Below are 15,269 nucleotides of genomic sequence, written 5' to 3'. Positions count from 1 at the left end.
CCATGACGCTGCCCACGGCTTCGAATTCCGCCCGGTCCGGTGTGCTGGCCGGCGGCAACTGGCTGGTGGATCACGTGAAGATTCTGAACTGCTGGCCGGCGCAGGATGCGCTGGCGCGGATCGAATCCGAGACGTGGGACAATGGGGGAGCGCCGTACAACGTACTGAAGGATCTGGCGCGGATGGGCGCAACGTTTCCGCTGAGCGGGATCGGGCTGGTCGGCGACGATGCCGACGGCGAGCGGATCCTGGCGGATTGCCGGCAACATCGGATCGACACGCGCCAGTTGCGGAAGATCGCGGACACGCCGACGGCGTATTGCGACGTGATGACCGAGCGCGCGACGGGCCGGCGGACGTTTTTCTACCAACGCGGCGCCAACGCGCGGCTGGCACCTGAGCATTTCGATTTTCGGACGACGAACGCGAAGATCTTTCACCTCGGCTATCTGCTGTTGCTCGATGCGCTCGACGAGCCGGTCGACGGCCGACCGCACGCGACCGAGGTGTTCCGGCAGGCGCATAGTGCGGGGCTCCTGACCTCGCTGGACTGCGTGAGCGAGGCGAGCGCACGATTCGAGAGCGTGGTGAAACCGGTGCTGCCGGAGGTCGATGTGTTGTTCGCGAACGATTTCGAGGCGGAGAAGCTGACCGGGATCGCGCTACACGATGGCGGTGTGATCCGGCGTGCCGCGGTCGAGCGGGCGGCGCAGGCGCTACTTGGATTCGGCGTGCGGCAATGGGTCATCCTCCATTTTCCGACGGCGGTTTTTGCGGCGAGCGCCGCGGGCGAGTGTTGCTGGCAGCCGAGCGTGCGCGTACCGTCGGAAGCGATTCGGGGAGCCGCAGGTGCCGGCGATGCGCTGGCGGCCGGCGTGCTCTACGGGCTCCATGAGAACGCAGACATCGCGGCCGCGCTGCGGCTCGGCGTGGCGGTCGCGGCGAGCTCGCTGTTCGACGCGACGTGCTCGAACGGCGTGCGGCCGGTGTCGGAATGCCTCCAGCTCGCCGAACGGTTTGGCTTTCAGCCTCTGCCACAATGAGCCGCTCCACTCCCATGGTTCCGTGCCGCCGGCGCTATCCGTTGCTCTTCCAGCTCGGCCGGCAGGTCGATGCCGCCACGCCGCCGACGCGCTGGGTGCCCGCGCATGTGCCTGGAGCCGTGCAGCTCGACTGGGCGCGAGCGACGGGCCTGCATGACTACACAGTAGGCGACAACGTGAAGCAGTGGGCAGATCTCGACGAATCGTACTGGACCTACCGTTCGACGATCGACGGCGTGCCGCTGATGGGCGAGGGCGAGCGGCTGTATTTGGTTTTCGAAGGCATCGACTACGCGGGTGAGATCGGACTCGACGGCCGGCAGCTGTGTGCGTTCGCCGGGATGCAGACGCCGATCGCGTGCGACGTCACGGGCCGGCTGCGCGCGGGCTCGGTCGTGACCGTCCATCTGGCCCCTGCGCCGAAGTCGCGGCCGGAGCCGCGGGATCGGACGCAGGCGGACGCGACGTGCAAGCCCGCGGTCAGCTATGGCTGGGATTTTCATCCGCGGCTGATCCCGCTCGGGATCTGGCGCGAGGCCTATCTCGACGTGCGGCCGGCGGTGCACTTCGCGGAGCCGCCGCACGTGAACTACGAGCTGAGCGATGACCTGACGGTCGCCCGCGGCGCGGTCGAGGTGAGGTTGAACCGCGCAACGGTCGGGCCGGGTTGGAGAATCCGATGGACGCTCACGGCGCCGGACGGATCCGCAGCGCTGCAGCAAGAGCTTCTGTTGGAGAACGGCGTCACGCGCGCAGCGCTGCCGTTTTCGCTGGCGAAGGTTTTGCTGTGGTGGCCGCACGATCAGGGCACGCCGATACTCTATGCCAGTCGCGTGGAATTGATCGGCCCGGGCGGCACGGTCGTCGATCGCATCGAGGCGAGAGTGGGTTTTCGGCGTGTGCGGCTAGTGATGGCGCCGGACCAGTGGAAACATCCTGGCCCGACGGACTTTCCCAAGTCACGCAGCTATCCGCCGGTGACGCTCGAGATCAACGGGCGGGCGACTTTTGCGAAGGGTTCGAACTGGGTTGGCCCGGACATCTTTCCAGGCGCGGTGACCGCGGAGCGATTGAAGGCGCAGCTGACGCTCGCGCGCGGAGCGAACTTCAACCTGCTGCGGATGTGGGGTGGAGCGGCGGCGCCGCAGGATCTGTTCTACGAACTCTGCGACGAACTCGGGATCATGGTGTGGCAGGAGTTCCCGCTGGCGTGTAATCGCTATCCTGACACGCGCGACTATCTCGTGGAGTTGGATCGCGAGTCGCGCAGCTTGATCGTGCGCTTGCGCCCGCATGCGGCGGTCGTGCTCTGGTGCGGCGGCAACGAGCTTTTCAATTCGTGGTCCGGCATGACTGACCAATCGCGGGCGCTGCGGTTGCTGAATCGGAATTGCTACGAGCTCGATCCGGCGCGGCCGTTCCTCGCGTCGTCGCCCGTGGAAGGCGTGGGACACGGGCATTATGTTTTCCGCGACCCGATCACGGGCCGTGAAGGTTGGGAGATGTTTCAGGCTGCGCGTTGCACGGCCTATACCGAGTTCGGCTGTCCGGCGACGCCCTCGGCGGACACGCTTCGGCGGATCCTGCCGGGCGACGAGCTCTGGCCGCCGCGTGCCGGCACCGCGTGGGAGACGCATCACGCGTTTGGTGCGTGGCTGCCCTCGAGCCATCTCTATCTCGAGGAGATCGAACACTACTTCGGCCCGAGCGATTCGCTTGAGCAACTCGTCGAGCGGGCGCAGTTGCTGCAAAGCGAAGGGCTGCGGGGGATGTTCGAAGAAGCACGGCGGCAGAAGCCGGTGGCGAGCATGGCGCTGAACTGGTGTTTCAACGAGCCCTGGCCGGGCGCGGCGAACAACAGTCTCGTCGCCTGGCCGTGCGAGCCGAAGCCGGCGCTGGTCGCCGTGGGTGAAGCGTGCCGGCCCACGCTGGCGAGCGCGAGGGTCCGGAAGTTTTCCTGGTCGCCGGGCGAGGTTTTCGATCCGGAGTTGTGGCTCCTGCACGACGGACCAGATGTTGGGCCCGGCGTCGAGATCGTCGCATGGCTCGAAAGCGATGGGGCGCGCCAGCGGCTCGGCAGCTGGGCCACCACTGAGCTTGAGCCGAATCAGAATCAGCGCGGACCTTGTCTGGAGTTTACCCTGCCAGAGTGGGCCGGGCCGCGATTCACGCTCCGACTGGAAGTCGCCGCACAGCCGGGATGGAACACCTCCTACACGTTGATCAAGGCACGCGGCGAGGAGACCAAGCGTGACGTCGTCGTACCGCAGGGCGCGACGAACTTCTGAAGGTGGAGCTACAACGTCTTCGGAATCGCAGCGGTGAGAATCTCGGGCTCGCCGTCGGTCACGGCCACGTTGTCCTCGATCCGCACGCCGCCGAGGGCGAGATGCTCTTCGGCGACGGACCAGTTCACGCAATCGCGGAAGCGTTCGCGCCGCACCGGATCGTTGAGTAGCGCGGGAATGAAATACAGCCCCGGCTCGACGGTCACGACGTAGCCGCGCGCCAGCGGCAGGTCCATCCGCAACGTGCGCAGGCTGGGGCGCGGATCCTTGGCCCGACCGGGAAACAGGCCGCTGCCGTCGCGGACGCCGAGCCCGACCATGTGGCCGAGTCCATGGGGAAAGAACAGCGTGTGCGCCTCCTGCTCGACGAGCGACTCGGGTGCGCCGCGCATGACCCCGAGTTCGACCAGACCGGCGGTGAGTTGGACGGCGGTCTCGAGGTGCAGTTCGCGCCACTCGACGCCCGGCCGGCAGCGGCTGACCGCGCGCTGCTCGGCCGCCAGCACGATTTGGTAAAGGTCGCGTTGAAACGCGGACGGCTGCCCGACGACGTAGGTCCGCGTCACGTCCGTGACGTAGCGGTCCACCTCGGCGCCGGCGTCAACGAGTACAAACTCGCCCTCGCGGGCGGCGCGGTCCGTGGGCTCGAAATGCAGCACCGCGGCATTGGGCCCGCTGCCGACGATCGTCCCATAGCCGGTGCGTGTGCCGCCGTGGCGGAAGAACCCGGCCTCGAGTTCGATCTGCAGCGCGCGCTCCGTCACGCCAGCGCGGAGGTGTTCGCGCAACTTCGCGTACCCGGCGGCGGTGGCGAGGGCGCCGCGACGGAGCACGGCGAGCTCGCAGGCGTCCTTCGGCCGGCGCGCGTGCGTGAACTGCTCGCGGACGGCCGCCGTGAGCCGCGCGTCGGCGGCGATGCCTTCCAGCGGTGCGCCCAGCATCGCGACCGGACGGCCGCGCCGGGCGGCGAGCCAGTCGGGAAACTGTGAGAGCGGAGTGCCCGGCCGCTGCTGCCGGCCTTCCCAGACCCGCTCGCCTTCGGTGACTTCCGGCACGAAGAACATCCAACCTGCGTCCGGGGCACTGGCGTTCGCTTCACACGGATCAAACGCCACTACGCCGCCGACGCATTCCTCGGCCGTGAGATAGTAGTATTCGGCGTGGGAGCGGAAGGGATAGGTCTGGTCGCTGCCTTCCGGCAGGGGCACGGGCTGGCCGGCACCCACCAGTAGAATCGCGCCTTCTATCGGGAGTGCGGCGGCGAGGCGGGTGCGGCGTTGGGACAGACACGCTTGCATGCGTCACACCAGAACGGAGCCGGAGCACTTTCGCCAGCCTCGGTTTCCGTCATGAGCCGCGACAGTCAAAATGTGCCCATGTTACGCCAATCTGCGCGTAGTCACTGCTGAGCATATCTGGCACAGTGCAGGCGTGACGACGGTCCTCACCCCTGTGGACTTCTCCGGAATCACCAATTCCGTAGTATCCCAGGCAATCGCCCTCGCTAAGGCGACTGGTGGCCGGATCGTGTTACTGAACGTGTTGCAGCCGCCGGTGATCACCAGCGAATACGGCCCGTTCATGGAAAACATCGGCGAGATCGTTCTGGTCGGTGAGAAGGCGGCGGCCAAGCAGTTGGCTCGCTTGGAGGAATCTTTGACAGCCCAAGGAATCGAAACCGAAACGCTGCAGTTAACGGGCACGCCGGTGACGAACATCCTGAAGCAAGCGGAGAAGACGCAGGCAGACTACATCGTGATGGGCTCGCATGGGCACACGGCGTTTTACGATCTGCTGGTCGGCAGCACCACGCACGGCGTGTTGCTCCGCGCGACTTGTCCGGTGGTCATCGTCCCGGCCGCGAAAAAGAAGGGACGGAAGAAATAACGACTTTGGTTAGTGGAAAGGGAAATGTGTGTGGGAGCGCCGGCGGGGGCCGGCGCTCTTTTTTTTTGCCCAAAAACAGCGAGCGCCGCCGCGCGCGAGCACGATTGCCCGCCAACGCGCCCGTGACGCTCGGTTCGGCATAATCGTGCCCGTTCTCGTAATCGTTCTCTTTCTCGTTCTCTCCTCCCGCAACGGCCGATCGCCGCGGAGAACCAGCAAGAGAACGATTACGAGAACGAGGGGCACGCCCGGCGGCGAGAGAGCGGGTCGGACCGCGAGCCGACCAGCTACCGCGCGAACGCGCGGCGCATTCCGCCGGTCACGAGTGCCAGCGTCAGCAGCGAGTTGGCCGGCATCAGGATCGCGGCCACGAGCGGGTTCATGTGACCGGCGAGCGCGAGTCCGACGGCGAGGGCATTGTAGAGCACCGAAAAGAGCAGAATGATGATCTGGGTGCGGCGGCGCAGTGCGTTGACAGCGAACAGCGCACGGACGCCGGCGATGCCGCGGCCGAGATAGTAGAAGTCGGATTTCGGCGCGAGGATGCCGCGGTGAATAACCGGAGTGCCGCGGCAAAGGGCTTGATCGAACGCGAGGCTGTCGTTGGCGCCATCGCCGAGCATGAGGGTCTCGTCGCGACCATGGGCTTCGATCCACGTCGCCTTCTCCTGCGGCGTCAGGTGGCCGAGGGCGTGCGCCGCCGGCAGCCCAAGTTCCTTGGCGAGGGCCGAAACTTTCTCCGGCCGGTCGCCGCTCAGGATGAACACGGCGGCGCCGGCAGCCTGCAGCGCCGCAATTTCGGCGCGCGCATCGGGTCGCGCCATGTCGGCGAACTGAAACCGCGCGAGCATATGACCGTCGACCGCCAGTTCCGTGTCGTAGCCGCGCGACGAAGAGTAACCTAATGGGTTACTCTTTTCTTCATCCCGTTCTTCCACGGCGACGGGCGATCGCCAGCCAACCCGGCCCAACGACCAGCGGTGGCCACGTTGCACGAACTCCACGCCTTGGCTGATGGTCTCGCGGATTTCGGGAAACGCGTCCGTCGAAGAGTAACCTAATGGGTTACTCTTTTCGGAGCCGAAGGACGGGAGCGAGAGCAGGTTGGCGAGAAGGCACTGGCTGACCGGGTGCGGGTTGTCGCGCACGAGCGCGTGGAGCGCGGAGCGGGCCTCGGCGTCGAGCGAGCGCAGCGCGTCGGGGTTGAGGAGCACGGGCATCTCGAGCGTGAGCGTGCCGGTCTTGTCGAAGACCAGCTTGCGCACCCGACCGAGCCGCGGCCAGAGATCACCGTTGCGCACAAACACGCCGCGGCGACGCAGGGCCACGGTGGCGATCTCGTCGGCCAGCGGGAACGCGAGGCCGATCGCGCAGGGACAGGAAACGACCAGCACGGCGGTGACGACGGACCAGGTACGCAGCGCGTCGTGCGAAATCATCCACCACGCGATTCCCGCGCCGACGGCGAGCACGATGATCGCGATGAGGTAACCGCGTACGATCGCCTCGAGCAACGCGTGGCGCGCCCCGGCGCGAACGTGCGGCTGCAACAGCTGAGCAAGGAGCGAGTCGGCCCACGGCTGCGTCGCGGAGAGTTCCGCGCGCGTGCGGCTCACGTTGATGGCTCCCGCCGGCACGCGTTGTCCGGCGAGAAAGCTACGCGGCTCCGGCTCGCCCGTGATCGAGGCAAGTGAGAACGCGGCTTCCGCGGAGATCAACCGTGACTCAACTGGCACCACCTGCCCCGCGGCGGCGAAGTAGTCCTGACCTGCCTGCAGTTGCTCCGGCGGCAATTCGCCGCCGACGACGAGCGCGACGCGCTGCGGCTTGGGCTGCTGGCTGAGCAGTCGCCGCTGGTTGCGTTCCACGGCGGCGACTTGCGCCCAGCGGCCAACGAGCATCAGCAGGATGAACGTCGCGACGAAGTCGAAGTAGACGAAACGTTCCTCCCTTGCGAACCAGCCGTAGAGTGATCCGCCATAGGCGCCGAGAATGCCGAGCGCGATCGGCAGATCGATGTGCATCGCGCCCTCGCGCAGCGCACGGAAGGCGCGGCCGACGAAATACACGCCACCGACGAGAAAGCTCAGCGTGCCGAAGGCGAGGGTGAGCAGTCCGAACAGCCGCGCGTATTCGAACGACGGTTCCATGCCGAAGTAGGCCGGGAAGGCGAACAGCATCACGTTCATCGCGAACGCGGCGCAGAGCCCGATCCGTTTCACCAGCCCGCGGCTTTCCGGCACGCCGCCCGTGTCGCCGGCGGGGCCGAGCAGGTAGCCGAACGACTGCAGCTTGCGCGCAAACTCCACCACCGAGAATTTGGGGGGGATCCAGCGGATCTGGAGCTGGCCGAGTTGGGCGTTGGCCTCGATGTCGCGCGCGCCGGGCTGCTGCGCGAAAACCTTTTCGATCAGCCAGACGCAGCCGGCGCAGGAGATGCCTTGGACATCGAGGGTGAGTTCGGGGGGGAGCGGGGTAGGCCGCGACGAGGGCGTCGCGGCTCCAGCGGCTGCCTCGGCTTCGCGCTGCGCGGACGCGAGCCACGAGAAGTCGCGCGGTTCGAAAACGGAATCGTCCGCCGGTGCGGTGATCTCGTCCTTGATGTTGTAGTAGCCGGCGAGCCCGTGTTCGTGCACGAGCCGGTAAACGTAGGCGCAACCCGAGCAGCAGAAACCGGATTCCTGCATACGCACGTCCACCAGCGGGGCGCCGCAGTGGGCGCAGGTGGGTTTGGCAGGGCGGCGCGGCGCGTTCGGCCGCGGGGGTGGCGCCGCGGCGCCATCGATCGTTCCGCTGCTCATCTCAATGGCAGATGAAGTTCGCCGGATCGGGCCCGGCGAACCCGAGCGTACCGCGCAAGCGCCAGCTGAGGGTGACGGCGGTGATCAGCGCGAGCGAGATCCGGACGCGGTTGAGCCACAGCGGCGAAAGTTTTTGGCGCACCCATTGGAATTGTGACTGCGCGAGCCAGAGCAGCGGCACGGTGCCGAGTCCGAACGCGAGCATGAACTCGATGCCGCGCAATGCCGAGCCGGTCATCAACGCGAGCGCGATGACGAAATAGAGCGGGCCACAAGGCAGCAGCGGCGTGGCGAAGCCCACGGCAGCGGCGGCCTGCACCCGCGAGCGCCCCTGAGTCCAGCGGCCGAGGTGCAGCGAGAACCGGCCGAGAAACGCCGGCTTCGGCAGCAGCCGATCGAGCCGAAAAGCCATCGCGAGGAAGAATGCGACCAGCACCCAGGGCGCCCACCGCAGCGCCGAACTCGAGACGAAGCTGAGCGGCAGTCCGCCGAGTCCGCCGGCAACCGCCCCCAGCAGCGTGTAGCTGGTCAGTCGCGCGAGATGATACGTGGTGCTGACGGTCGATGGATCCGCTCCGGGCTGACCCGTCGAGCTGCGGACCGGCATCAGCGCGCACGCCAGCGGGCCGCACATGCCGGCGCAATGCAGGCTCGTGACGAGTCCGGCGACGAGGGCGGTGGCGGGAGAGTTGATCGCGGCGAGATCCATGAAGGCGGCGGGCAGCTGCGGGAGAGGGTCGTGGCTCACCGCCTAGCGCTTATTGCCTCCGGCTGTTTCCAGCGGCACTTCGGCGACGCGGTGTTGTGAAGCGATGACGAACCAGGTTGCCCACGCGGCGAGCTGAAGCGCAAAGGCCGCGACGATCCACAGCCAGACGCGGGAAGCAGGTGGTGTGGACCGCACGCGTTTGTCCCGGGAAAGGTGCCGCGCGCTCGAGTCCGGCGGGGACGCCGGGCTCCACTGGCCACGGCTACTTGGTCCCACGGGCGGCCTCCGCTTCTTCTTCACGCAGAAGCCGGGCCTCGGGGCCGAGGAACTCCAGAGCCCGGGAAAGCGTGAACGTGTTGCGCGCGTCACGGACCTGAATCGCGAAATGGAACGGTCCGGTGTAGTCATGCCGTGGCTGCTGGAGCACGAGCGGCTGGACGATTTCCCCGAGCGGCTGGATCTCGATCGGTGCCGTGAAACCATTCTGCCGCACGCCGGCAGGGACGTCGGTGATTTGGAGCTGCAGTGCGACGGGCTCGTTGCGCTTGTTGACCAGCCGGACGAAGAACTGATTGCGGACGCTGGCGACGTCCACGATGTAGGGCGCGCCCGTGATGCGCGTGACGCTGAGATTCGCGGGCCGAACCGTGGAGAGGGCGGTGCCGGCGACGCCAGCGCCGATGGCCAGCAGGACGGCGTAGAGGATCGTGCGCGGGCGGAACCAGCGGGTCGGTTTGCCGGAAAACGCGTTTTGTGAGGCGTAGCGGATGAGCCCCTTGGGCCGGTGCAGCCGGGTCATGACGTCGTCGCACGCGTCAATGCAGGCGGTGCAGCCGATGCACTCGAGCTGCAGCCCTTGGCGGATGTCGATGCCGGTCGGGCAGACGTGCACGCAGCGGAAGCAGTCCACACAATCGCCCGGGGTGGTGGACGGACCAGGCGGCAAGCCCTCCGTGAGCGCGGGCGCGCGGAATTGCGCGGCGACTGCGTGCGTGGGCGCGTGGCGTTTGCCACGCGGCTCGCCCCGCATCCAGTCGTAGCCGATCACGAGGGTGTGGTCGTCGATCATGGCCGACTGCATGCGGCCATACGGACAGAGCACGATGCAGAGCTGTTCGCGGAACCAGGCGAAGTTGAAGTGCAGCGTGCCCGTCGCGACCATCATGAAGACGAACGCACCCCAATGCTGCAACGGATCCGCGCGGACCATCGACCATACTTCCGGAATCGAAACGAAGTAGGCGAGAAACAGGTGGGCGATGACCGCGGAGACGAGGAAGTAGAGCGCGTGTTTGGTGATGCGCTTGACGAGTTTCTTGAAACCTACCGGGGCCGCGGCGAGCGCACGACGTTGCGGCGCGTCGCCGTCGATCCAGCGTTCGATCCATCGGTACACGTGATCGAGGAAGACGGTGTGCGGGCACGCCCAACCGCACCAGACTCGGCCCAGCAGCGCCGTGACGAAGATCAACGCGAACCCCACGCCCGTGATCAGGAAGAACAGCAGCCACAGGTCCTGCGCCGCGAGCGTGACGCCGAACAGATGGAAGCGACGCTCGGCGATATCCAGGAAAACGGCCGGGTAACCGTTGACTGGAATCCATGGCAGCGCGAGGTAGACCGCGATCAGCAGATAGGCCGACCAGCGCCGGGCCGTGGTGAAGCGGCCGTGGCTGTCGCTCGGATACAGAAACGGACGCGAGCCGTCGGCGCGGATCGTGGTGACGGAGTCCAGCGACGGAACCGGAGAGCGCGCGCTTGGCGGATGCGGGGGAAGGGTGGCGGACATGACGACGCGGCGATCAGTCGCCGAGGTGGAGCTGGCCGTGCCCGGCAGGCACGAGTGCGTTGGCGCATCGCGCAGCCCGGCAGGGACGCCCGGGGCCACCCCGATCACGAACCGCCCGGCAGGGACGCCGGGCGCCACCTGACGGCGGGCGCAATTGCGGGGCAATCATCTCACGACGCGGGAGCGATGGGAATCCACGCCTCCTGTTTCTCGATCGGCTCGTTTTCCTGGTGATGGCTCAGGATGAACGCGGCGAGCTCGGAGACTTTCTTCGTGCCGAGCACCGGACCCCAGGCGGGCATGCCTTTCACGAGCACGCCGTCGGTGATGGTTTGATAAACCTCGCTGGGCTTGCCGCCGTGAATCCAAAGCTGGTCGACGAGGTTGGGCCCGATGCCGCCGGTCAGCTTGGCGGAGTGACAGCTGGCGCAGGTGGACGCGAAGGTCGCGCGACCGGCGTCGATGAAGACGGCGTTACGACTCATTTTCCAGAGGCTCGCATCATCGAGTGCGGGTGCGGCGGCGAGTCTTGCGGCTTCGATCACGGCCATCTGCTGTTCGAGTCGCTCCGCATTGCTGGGGCCGAGATGAGCGCGTTCGTAGTAGAACCAGAAGCCGACCCAAAACACCATCGCACCGTAGAAGGTCGCGAGCCACCAATTGGGCAGGCGCTTGTCGTATTCCTGGATGCCGTCGAACGTGTGGTCGCGGACCTGATCCTCGTGGGGAGGGGAAGAGGGCGGTGGTTGAGTCTGGGACATGGGGAAGAAATTAGGTGCGAGGCGTGGTTGGGTTGGCGGCGGGATCCGGTGCGGCCGGTTGGTCGCTGGTTTCCGGAGCGAACGGCAGCTGGGCGAACCGGTCGACCTGCGCGCGGCTCATGCGGAGTGCGCGCCACGCGAAGCCGAAGAAGATCGTCACCGCGGTCACGAACGCGATCGTCAGGCAGGCGGTGGTGTGTTCTTCGAGCGGGAGGCGTTTGAACATGGAGGAAGTCCAGAGCTGAGCGTCCAGAGCTGAGAGCGGGGTCAGTGCGTGCCGGAGGCCGCGGCGGAAAGCTTCTCAACCTTCTGCGAGCGGCCGAGCGTCTGGAGATAGGCCGTGAGCGCGATGATCTCCTTCTCGGGCGCAACGTAGGCGCCGGCCGCGCGCAGCTCTTGCGACATCGCGGTGGACTGTTCCTTCACCGCATCGAAGATCTGCTGCGCGCTGCGTTCGGGGAACGGCACGCCGAGCAGCTGCTGCACGCGAATCTTCGCAGGCAGCACGGCGACGTCCGTGTTGTTCTCCAGCAGCCACGGATAGTTGGGCATGATGGAACCGGCCGAGATCGAGCGCGGATCCGCCATGTGGCGTATATGCCAGATATTCGGATACTTGCCGCCTTCGCGCGCCAGATCGGGACCGGTGCGCTTCGAGCCCCACTGGTAGGGATGATCGTAAATCGATTCACCCAACCGCGAGTAGTCGCCGTAGCGAAGCACGTCGGGCACCAGCGTCCGGACCATCTGCGAGTGGCAGGTGTAGCAGCCCTCGCGTACGTAGATGTCGCGGCCGGCGAGCTCGAGCGGCGTGTAGACGACCTGAATGCGATCTTCGACGTTCTGGGCCTTCTCGACCAGAACGGTCGGCACGATCTGGATCGCGCCGCCGGCGGCGACCGCGAGGAAGGTGAGCACGGTGAACGGCAGGGCATTTAGCAGCAGCCGTTCGTACCAGGCGGCCCAGGACTTGCCGCGCGCGGTGAAGAGCGCGTAGCCCGCGACGAAGCAGACCAGCGCGCCGATCAGCCCGAGAACGCTGACGAAATCGGTGCCGAGCATCCACATCGTGGCGAAGCCCACGCCGAGGACCGTGAAGAGGGTTGGCGCGCTGAAGAACGTGCCACGGACCCCGAGCCGCTCGTCGGCGGTGCTCGGTTCGGCAAAGACCTCGATGGTGCCGTTGACGGGTTGGGCGCCGCGCACGGTGCGTATGAAGACGTAGGCGAGGATGCCCCAGCTGGAGAGGTAAAGCACGCCGCCGATCACGCGCATCAGCATCATCAGCCGGATGGTGTTGATCGTGTCGATAAAGTAGGGATAGGCGAGCACGGTGCCGCCTTCGGTCGTGGCGTTGAGCATCAGCCCCTGCGTGATGCCGCTCGTCCACATCGCGCCGATGTAGAGGAGGATGCCGACGAGCCCCAACCAGAAGTGCAAGTTGGCGAGCGCGGTCGAATAGAGCGGCTTGTTCCAGAGCCGGGGCAGCAGCCAGTAAACCATGCCGGCGGCCATGAAGCCGTTCCACCCGAGCGTGCCGCCGTGGACGTGGCCGATGATCCAGTCGGTGTAATGGCCGAGCGCGTTTACGGCCTTGATCGACAGGAGAGGCCCCTCGAACGTCGCCATGCCGTAGAACGTCACGCCGGCGGCGAAGAACTTGAGCACCGGATCGGTGCGGAGCTTGTGCCACGCGCCGCGCAGCGTGAGCAGGCCGTTGAGCATGCCGCCCCACGATGGCGCCCAGAGCATGAGCGAGAACGTCATGCCGAGGTTCTGCAGCCAGCCGGGCAGCGCGGTGTGGAGCAGGTGGTGGGGACCGGCCCAGATGTAGATGAAGACCAACGACCAGAAATGCACCACCGACAGCCGGTAGCTGTACACCGGTCGCTCCGCCGCCTTCGGCAGATAGTAGTACATGATGCCGAGGATCGGCGTGGTGAGGAAGAACGCCACGGCGTTGTGGCCGTACCACCATTGCACCAGCGCATCCTGCACGCCGCCGAACACCGGATAGCTGTGCAGCAGGCTGGTGGGAATCGAGAGGTGGTTGACGATGTAAAGCATCGCCACGGTGATGATCGTCGCGATGTAGAACCAAATCGCCACGTAGAGCGCGCGCTCGTGCCGGCGCGCGAGCGTCCAGAAGAAATTCACCGCGAAGACGACCCAGATGAACGCGACCGCGATGTTCAGCGGCCAGACGAGTTCGGCGTACTCCTTGCCGCGGCTGAAACCGAGCGGCAGCGTGATCGCCGCGCCGACGATGATCGCCTGCCAGCCCCAGAAATGCAGCGCCGAGAGAAAATTGCTCGCGAGCCGCGCCTTCACCAGCCGCTGCGTCGAATAGTAGATGCCGGCGAACATCATGTTGCCGACGAACGCGAAGATCACCGCGTTTGTATGCAGCGGCCGGAGACGGCCGAAGGTCAGCCACGGCAGGTTGAAGTTGAGCTGCCAGAAGTTGAGCTGGGAGGCGACGAGCACGCCGACGAGCATGCCCACGGCGCCCCAGATGAGCGTGGCCCAGAGGAACTGGCGGACGACCTTGTCGTTGTACTCGATCGTGATTTTCTGGTCGGTCATGGGAGAAGAAGAAGCTCAGCGGCCGTAAGGCGCGTCTGGAGACTCGGCGGGGCGGGCCGCGGCGAGCCGGGGTTTCTCGTCGGCCAGAGGCAGCAGCGAATCACGCTCGGGGCTGCTGAACCGCCGCCCGTTTTCCCGAATGAAGAAAACGATGAACGTGAAGACCAGGCACAGGCTGATGGTGAGGGTCAGTGGAATGACGGACATAAAAGGATGGAAAGGCGGGTGGACTTACGGCTCAGGGCTGAGCGAGCACGGCCAGCGCCGCCGCGGAACGACGACCCGCGGTGAGGAGGCCGCGTGGTCGGGGCGCGACAGCGCGACGCGGACGACCGGCGCAAGGAGGACGGTGGCTGAGGGGACCGAAGTGTGTGTCATGAGGTTGGGACCTCGCTGAGGCGCGCAGTCTAGGTCAGCCGGAAATGAATCGCTGCGCAGTCGTTGCCGATGGCTAAGCATTTCTTGGCGTGGAGGTTCATCCGCTCGCAAAAGACGCGCATCGTTCGCCAAGTGATGCGAAGCAGCACATCGCGGGCATGGCTACCTTCTACCACGATGCAGGAGAGCCTACTGAACAGCCTCTGTGCCCAGCGTTCAGCAATCCATGCGCGTTGGGACGTTCTGCTGCGCACTGAGCGGGTGACCAGCCCGCTGGCTTATCCAGATGCATTGGTGCATCTCATAGAATGGGCGCTGGATCAGATTTTTGCGGGACTGCGGGATCCGGCGACGCGCAAGAAGGCGGAGCACGCCGGCGGCCGTTCGGCGGCGCGTCCCGAATGCCCCTGCGGTCGCAACCCGCTCCTCGCATTTTTCCTCGCGGGCGAGCAGGCGCTGCTGGAGGCGCTGGTGCTGGAGCAGGCGGCCCACCTGCCGATCGATCCGGCGCAGCGCGACACCGCGTTGAATCAGCTTTACTACGTGATCCGTGCGATCGCCCGCCGTGAAGTGGATGCGTTCTGCTCGGTTTGCCAGCATCGGTTGGCGCAGGTGGCTCATCCCGCCAAGCAGGCGTCCGCGGTGGCGGTGCCGACCGCGGAAGTGGCGCACACCGCAGCGACGCCCGCGACCTAGCCCGGATATTTCACGAAGTTCGTGAAATATCCGCCCTCCGGGCCGACTCTGTCGGGGCTAGCCGCGACAAGGTTGCTCCGCCGCAGGCGGACGGAAATTTCGGACCAGCTTCAGTCCTGTTCATGAAATTTCCGGGCTAGTCGGGATATTGTCCGCACGGTGCCGGTAGTGTGGATTCCACGGTAGGAGCGGCTCCATGCCGCGATCCCGACCGCGCGAGATCCATCGCGGCATAAAGGTGCTCCTTCAGCAGTCAGAAAACTGCGGGTGAAATATCTGGGCCTAGCCCGGACGCGAACGATTGATCGGTCCGGTGCGACGTCGCCGCAGC

12 protein-coding genes are annotated in these 15,269 nt (G+C 66.2%); 4 read left to right on the top strand and 8 right to left on the bottom strand.

Annotation, left to right across the window (positions count from 1 at the left end; all coding sequences use genetic code 11):
• The first annotated feature begins 2 nt into the window (after positions 1-2).
• Together OTER_RS20630 and OTER_RS20625 are read left to right on the top strand one after the other, a co-directional pair.
• A complete protein-coding gene (locus tag OTER_RS20630) occupies positions 3-1,043 on the top strand; it encodes a carbohydrate kinase family protein (RefSeq protein ID WP_012376888.1) in 1,041 nt (346 codons plus the stop codon).
• Positions 1,040-3,331, top strand: a complete 2,292-nt coding sequence (locus OTER_RS20625; RefSeq protein WP_012376887.1) for a glycoside hydrolase family 2 protein — start codon at positions 1,040-1,042, stop codon at positions 3,329-3,331. Before OTER_RS20630 ends, OTER_RS20625 begins: the two co-directional genes overlap by 4 nt.
• An 8-nt stretch (positions 3,332-3,339) precedes the next feature.
• On the opposite strand, the gene OTER_RS24575 is transcribed toward OTER_RS20625, so the two are convergent.
• A complete protein-coding gene (locus tag OTER_RS24575; protein WP_012376886.1) occupies positions 3,340-4,629 on the bottom strand; it encodes an aminopeptidase P N-terminal domain-containing protein in 1,290 nt (429 codons plus the stop codon).
• A 133-nt stretch (positions 4,630-4,762) separates the two neighbouring features.
• Here OTER_RS24575 and OTER_RS24570 point away from each other — a divergent pair, with 133 nt between their 5' ends.
• Complete coding sequence (locus tag OTER_RS24570; RefSeq protein WP_158305495.1) at positions 4,763-5,218, top strand: universal stress protein; 456 nt, start codon at positions 4,763-4,765, stop codon at positions 5,216-5,218.
• 287 nt (positions 5,219-5,505) lie between these two features.
• Here OTER_RS24570 and OTER_RS20610 read toward each other — a convergent pair whose 3' ends face one another.
• The 7 genes from OTER_RS20610 to OTER_RS20580 all read right to left on the bottom strand — a co-directional run bounded on the left by OTER_RS20610 (position 5,506) and on the right by OTER_RS20580 (position 14,071).
• Positions 5,506-8,019 carry a heavy metal translocating P-type ATPase gene (locus tag OTER_RS20610; RefSeq protein ID WP_012376884.1) on the bottom strand — a complete coding sequence of 838 codons (2,514 nt, stop codon included), beginning with the start codon at positions 8,017-8,019 and terminating at the stop codon, positions 5,506-5,508.
• Position 8,020: 1 nt separating this feature from the next.
• The gene (locus tag OTER_RS20605) at positions 8,021-8,767 is read right to left on the bottom strand and encodes a sulfite exporter TauE/SafE family protein (protein WP_202796003.1); all 747 of its coding nucleotides are present in this window, start codon (positions 8,765-8,767) and stop codon (positions 8,021-8,023) included.
• A gap of 223 nt (positions 8,768-8,990) precedes the next feature.
• Positions 8,991-10,517: a cytochrome c oxidase accessory protein CcoG gene (gene ccoG / locus OTER_RS20600; RefSeq protein WP_044892770.1), complete on the bottom strand. Its 1,527-nt coding sequence runs from the start codon at positions 10,515-10,517 to the stop codon at positions 8,991-8,993.
• Between the two features lie 170 nt (positions 10,518-10,687).
• Positions 10,688-11,278, bottom strand: a complete 591-nt coding sequence (locus tag OTER_RS20595) for a c-type cytochrome (RefSeq protein ID WP_012376881.1) — start codon at positions 11,276-11,278, stop codon at positions 10,688-10,690.
• A 10-nt stretch (positions 11,279-11,288) separates the two neighbouring features.
• A complete protein-coding gene (locus OTER_RS20590; protein ID WP_012376880.1) occupies positions 11,289-11,504 on the bottom strand; it encodes a hypothetical protein in 216 nt (71 codons plus the stop codon).
• A 41-nt stretch (positions 11,505-11,545) separates the two neighbouring features.
• Entirely contained in the window at positions 11,546-13,864 is a 2,319-nt protein-coding gene (gene ccoN / locus OTER_RS20585) for a cytochrome-c oxidase, cbb3-type subunit I (protein WP_012376879.1), read from the bottom strand.
• Positions 13,865-13,879: 15 nt separating this feature from the next.
• A complete protein-coding gene (locus OTER_RS20580) occupies positions 13,880-14,071 on the bottom strand; it encodes a hypothetical protein (RefSeq protein WP_012376878.1) in 192 nt (63 codons plus the stop codon).
• A 348-nt stretch (positions 14,072-14,419) separates the two neighbouring features.
• On the opposite strand from OTER_RS20580, the gene OTER_RS20575 reads away from it, so the two are divergent.
• Positions 14,420-14,938 carry a hypothetical protein gene (locus OTER_RS20575; protein ID WP_012376877.1) on the top strand — a complete coding sequence of 173 codons (519 nt, stop codon included), beginning with the start codon at positions 14,420-14,422 and terminating at the stop codon, positions 14,936-14,938.
• Positions 14,939-15,269: the final 331 nt, after the last annotated feature.

Origin of the sequence: Opitutus terrae PB90-1 (assembly GCF_000019965.1) — a bacterium.
GTDB lineage: Bacteria > Verrucomicrobiota > Verrucomicrobiia > Opitutales > Opitutaceae > Opitutus > Opitutus terrae.
Note: the sequence above shows the minus strand (reverse complement) of the source record. Positions and strands in the feature narration are given on the sequence as shown.

Excerpts from the sequence above, each read along its gene's own strand:
- OTER_RS20630 (WP_012376888.1), top strand. The coding sequence starts at position 3 with ATGACGCTGCCCACGGCTTCGAATTCCGCCCGGTCCGGTGTGCTGGCC.
- OTER_RS20625 (WP_012376887.1), top strand. The coding sequence starts at position 1,040 with ATGAGCCGCTCCACTCCCATGGTTCCGTGCCGCCGGCGCTATCCGTTG.
- OTER_RS24575 (WP_012376886.1), bottom strand. The coding sequence starts at position 4,629 with ATGCAAGCGTGTCTGTCCCAACGCCGCACCCGCCTCGCCGCCGCACTC.
- OTER_RS20610 (WP_012376884.1), bottom strand. The coding sequence starts at position 8,019 with ATGAGCAGCGGAACGATCGATGGCGCCGCGGCGCCACCCCCGCGGCCG.
- ccoG (WP_044892770.1), bottom strand. The coding sequence starts at position 10,517 with ATGTCCGCCACCCTTCCCCCGCATCCGCCAAGCGCGCGCTCTCCGGTT.
- OTER_RS20595 (WP_012376881.1), bottom strand. The coding sequence starts at position 11,278 with ATGTCCCAGACTCAACCACCGCCCTCTTCCCCTCCCCACGAGGATCAG.
- OTER_RS20590 (WP_012376880.1), bottom strand. The coding sequence starts at position 11,504 with ATGTTCAAACGCCTCCCGCTCGAAGAACACACCACCGCCTGCCTGACG.
- ccoN (WP_012376879.1), bottom strand. The coding sequence starts at position 13,864 with ATGACCGACCAGAAAATCACGATCGAGTACAACGACAAGGTCGTCCGC.
- OTER_RS20580 (WP_012376878.1), bottom strand. The coding sequence starts at position 14,071 with ATGTCCGTCATTCCACTGACCCTCACCATCAGCCTGTGCCTGGTCTTC.
- OTER_RS20575 (WP_012376877.1), top strand. The coding sequence starts at position 14,420 with ATGCAGGAGAGCCTACTGAACAGCCTCTGTGCCCAGCGTTCAGCAATC.